We start from the raw sequence: 4,173 nt of genomic DNA, 5'->3' as shown, positions 1-4,173 counted from the left end.
AAATGGCCGGACCGCAACCGTCTTCTGACCCGTGCAACACAGTCCGATAGCGCCCCATTTTGGACCCGTGCTCCGCATCGACGCGATTGATCCTGAATGGGATGGCTGGGATAGTTTACGGAAGGGTTTCCGGCGTGCAGGCTACCACACCATACCGTTTGCCAGCTTCGCCAACTGGCACGAATCGCTCAACGGCCGCCGATGGACCGAATATCTGGCTGATCGGCCAGGCGCTCTGCGCGAAACAATCCGCCGCCGCTTGGCCCGCGCAGAACGTGATCCATCGGTCGAGATTGTCTGCGGTAACACGGAAGACACCGCTATGCCTCTGTTGGCCGAATACGAGCAGGTTTATGCCCAAAGCTGGAAACCCTCTGAGCCTTTGCCACGTTTTACGGCCGCTTTCGTAGGAGAAGCGGCTCGAGCGGGAGTTCTACGTATTGCGGTTCTTCGCCGAGATGCAATGCCAATATCCGCCCAGTATTGGACTGTCGAAAATGGAACCGCAACTGTTTTGAAATTGTCGCATGCAGCGGGCTGGTGCTGAATCCCCTGGTACTGTGCTGACTGCGTGGATGATTCGACGATTTATTGAGGTGGAACACGTAACAATGCTGGATTTTGGTCGCGGCGACGATCCTTACAAAAAAGGCTGGGCATCCGAAAGACGGCTGCGTGGAGGCTTGATCGTTGCCAATCCATGGCATCCATTCGGCGCCGCTACACTGCTGCGCCAAGTCGCCGGTAACGCTGCAAGGTCACTCCGTGGCTGATATCATCTGCAAACGCTACCTTGTAACGGGAGGAGCTGGGTTCATTGGCTCCCATCTATGTGACGCCTTGTTAGCGGCTGGACATCAAGTGGTCGTTCTTGATGACCTTTCGACAGGGCACCGTTCAAACCTGGATAGCCGAGTGACTTTCTACCACGGCAGCATCACGAACCCAGCGATTATCCGACAAGCGGCGGCCTCGGTAGATGGAATATTCCACCTTGCTGCCATTGCCTCAGTTGTAAGGGGCAACGAAGATTGGTGTGGTACGCACAGTGTTAACCAAGGAGGCACCGTCATAGTACTTGATGCTGCCCGCAGGGCATCCCCCGTCGGTGCGCCAGTACCCGTAGTGTATGCCTCCTCAGCTGCCATTTACGGGGATGTGGGCGCTAGCGCTGCTCATGAAGATTTAGTGCCAGCCCCACAGACCGCCTATGGCGTAGACAAGCTTGGCAGCGAACTCCATGCCAGGATTGCCACACTCGTCCATAGCGTGCCGACAATTGGATTTAGATTTTTTAACGTTTATGGGCCACGGCAGGATCCCAACTCTCCCTATAGCGGGGTGATTTCAATCTTTGCTCGCCTGATTGGTGCCGGGAAGCCAATCACACTGCACGGCGATGGTGGGCAAACCCGCGACTTCGTGCATGTGAGCGACGTTGTAGCCCACCTTCAGGCGGGCATGCACACTTTTACCATTTCTTTAACAGGCAGCACTGTGCTACCCGGCATCTTCAATGTCTGCACTGGGCATTCGGTAACAATTTGGACATTAGCTAAGCAGCTTGCAAGCTTGCAGGACACTCCTCTGCAGGCATTTTTTGGGCCCGCCCGGTCGGGGGACATACGTCACTCGCAGGGCTCTCCCGATGCCGCTATTCGTCACTTAGGGCTGCAAGCGACTACCTGCCTTGAACAGGGCCTCAAAACGCTTTTCTGATTCGTCACAAGCAATCGAGATGTTGTTACCCTATAGGTTAGGCCGCGTGGACAAAGGCGATCCATTGTTTGATTGTAGCTAGCTTAGCGAAGCCGAGAAAGCTGGTTGCGGTATGATCGTATCGGGTGGCGACGCGCCTGCTGTTTTTGAGCCGGTTGAAGAAGCGCTCTATCCTATTCCGGGTGGCATACAGGGCGCGGTTGACCGTGTGCTGAACATGGCGGTTCTTCTTGGTAGGGATCTCGGGCGTGCCGCCTCCAGCGCGAACCTGGTCTCGGATAGCGTCGCTGTCATAGCCCTTGTCGGCCAGCATGACCTCGAGGTCGGCGTCATGCTCGGCCATGAGGTCGGTAAAAGCCGTACTGTCGTGCGCCTGGCCCGGCGTCAGCAAGAGCGCGATTGGAAGACCCTCAGCGTTGGTCCAGGCATGGATTTTGGTCGAGAAGCCACCGCGCGAGCGGCCAAGAGCCTGGTTTTGAGTCCCCCTTTTGCGCCGGCGGCGCAGTGATGTGCCCGGATGACAGTGCTGTCGACCATCTGCACAGCATTGCCGACGCTGCCCTCGGCAAGAGCATCAAGCATCAGGTCCCACAAGCCGCTGAGCGTCCAGCGACGATATTGCTTATGCGCCGAGTTCCAATTGCCGAGTTCTTCGGGAAGATCACGCCAGGGCGCACCGGTACGGGCAATCCAAAACACCGCGTCGAGTGTTCGCCGATGGTCTAGCGGAGGACGGCCACGCAATGCGCCCGTCTCGGTGACGAACGGCTCAAAGAAGGACCATTCGAGGTCGCTTAGAAGGCCCCTGACTACACCCGATCTCCCGCATGAAGATCAGCTTCGAATCACATAACACCGCGTCGGGGGAATCCCCTTCACGTACTTTGCCCACACGGGCTAGATAGCGCTGGCTAGGCTGATGCCATGTCCAGTGTGCTTCCCGTCGATCGTCAAACCGCCCTTGCCGAATTACGCCTCACGGTAGCTCGTCTGGAGCGCGGTGGTGCTCAAGCACACGCCAGCGGGTTGTCGATCTGCCCTGCAATCGATGCCAGTTTACCGGGCCGTGGCCTTGCCCAAGCGGCTTTCCATGAAGTGTTGGCAGTCGATCCCGGAGCGGCTACCGGGTTTTGCGCCGCAATCCTCGCCCGAAGCGCAGGCGCGGTTGTATGGATTGGCCGCGAACCCGACGTGTGGCCAGCCGGGCTGGCTGCCTTAGGCCTATCGCAGGCCGATCTGATTTGCGTTGCTGCGAAGAAGGCAAAGGATGGGCTTTGCGCGTTCGAGGAGGCCCTTCGTTCGTCTGGCGTTGCTGGTGCGGTGCTAATCCAAGAAGGCCATCCGCTCGACCTGATCGCGGCAAGGCGTCTCCAGCTAGCGGCAGAGGCAGGCGGCGGGATCGGCTTGCTGATGCTGCCGGATACCCACCTTGTACCACCGTCAGCAGCGCGTAGCCGCTGGCGTGTTGCTTCTGCTGTGGCGTCAATCGCAGAAGAGCCAATTTGGAATCTGACACTCATCCGCGCGTCCGGCGGCAGGCCCGGTTCATGGACGGTGCGCTGGGACGCTCTAGCCCGCAGCCTTGTCTTGGAAAAAGCCCCAGCCTGCGTAGCTGCCGGCACGGCATGAAAAGCCGACGTTACCCACGTCGGTGGTTTCGTCATGAGCCGTGGACCACTTACCGAGATGGCGGTGGTAGGCAACGCCGCCATGGCCGGGCGCACTGTGTTGGAGTGGGATAAGGATGATGTCGATGCGCTGAAGCTGCTCAAGGTCGATATTCTGGCGCTGGGCATGCTATCGTGCCTGCGTCGCGGGTTTGACCTGCTGCGGCAGCATCATAAGCGTGATCTTGATCTGGCTGCGGTGCCGAAGGATTGCGAAGAGACCTATGCCATGCTGCGGCGGGCCGACAGCCTCGGCGTCTTTCAGGTCGAGAGTCGCGCTCAAATGGCGTCTCTGCCGAAGATGAAACCAAGCAAGTTCTACGATCTGGTTGTTCAGGTTGCGATCATACGTCCCGGTCCGATTCAGGGTGACATGGTCCACCCGTATCTGCGTCGCCGCTGGGGAATAGAGCAGCCGGTCTATCCGCAGCCTTCACCAGAGCATGAGCACCCCGACGAACTGAAAAACGTGCTGGGCCGCACCCTTGGCGTGCCGTTGTTTCAGGAGCAGGCGATGCGGGTGGCCATCGTGGCGGCCGGATTCACTCCCAATGAGGCCGACCAACTGCGCCGGGCCATGGCGACATTCAAGCACACTCAAGGTGTGAGCATGTATCGCGACCGGTTAGTCGGCGGCATGGTGAAGTGGGGCTACGATCCCGAACTGGCTGAACGCGTGTTCAAACAGATCGAGGGTTTTGGGTCGTACGGCTTTCCGGAGAGCCATGCCGCCAGTTTCGCCCATCTTGCCTACGCGTCATCATGGCTGAAGCGCCATCATCCGGCT

General features: G+C 58.7%; 4 protein-coding genes and 2 pseudogenes. 5 read left to right on the top strand and 1 reads right to left on the bottom strand.

Annotated elements, in window-relative coordinates; all coding sequences use genetic code 11:
• Nucleotides 1–67: 67 nt before the first annotated feature.
• Genes GSQ76_RS26080 through GSQ76_RS26070 form a run of 3 tightly spaced genes read left to right on the top strand, consistent with a single transcriptional unit; the run spans nucleotide 68 to nucleotide 1,719 of the window.
• Nucleotides 68–547 (top strand): GNAT family N-acetyltransferase, encoded by a 480-nt coding sequence (locus tag GSQ76_RS26080; RefSeq protein WP_158747007.1) that lies wholly within the window; start codon nucleotides 68–70, stop codon nucleotides 545–547.
• The gene (locus tag GSQ76_RS32940) at nucleotides 528–773 is read left to right on the top strand and encodes a GNAT family N-acetyltransferase (RefSeq protein WP_158747006.1); all 246 of its coding nucleotides are present in this window, start codon (nucleotides 528–530) and stop codon (nucleotides 771–773) included. Before GSQ76_RS26080 ends, GSQ76_RS32940 begins: the two co-directional genes overlap by 20 nt.
• On the top strand, nucleotides 766–1,719 hold the full coding sequence (locus GSQ76_RS26070; RefSeq protein ID WP_254070638.1) for an NAD-dependent epimerase/dehydratase family protein: 954 nt from the start codon (nucleotides 766–768) through the stop codon (nucleotides 1,717–1,719). Before GSQ76_RS32940 ends, GSQ76_RS26070 begins: the two co-directional genes overlap by 8 nt.
• 37 nt (nucleotides 1,720–1,756) lie before the next feature.
• Here GSQ76_RS26070 and GSQ76_RS26065 read toward each other — a convergent pair.
• A pseudogene (locus GSQ76_RS26065) lies at nucleotides 1,757–2,532 on the bottom strand (IS5 family transposase); the annotation flags it as partial.
• A 111-nt stretch (nucleotides 2,533–2,643) separates the two neighbouring features.
• Here GSQ76_RS26065 and GSQ76_RS26060 point away from each other — a divergent pair.
• Complete coding sequence (locus tag GSQ76_RS26060; protein WP_158747005.1) at nucleotides 2,644–3,348, top strand: ImuA family protein; 705 nt, start codon at nucleotides 2,644–2,646, stop codon at nucleotides 3,346–3,348.
• 15 nt (nucleotides 3,349–3,363) lie between these two features.
• A pseudogene (locus GSQ76_RS26055) lies at nucleotides 3,364–4,173 on the top strand (error-prone DNA polymerase); the annotation flags it as partial.

The organism is Acidisphaera sp. L21 (genome assembly GCF_009765685.1).
In the GTDB taxonomy this organism is placed as follows: domain Bacteria; phylum Pseudomonadota; class Alphaproteobacteria; order Acetobacterales; family Acetobacteraceae; genus LMUY01.
Note: the sequence above shows the minus strand (reverse complement) of the source record. Positions and strands in the feature narration are given on the sequence as shown.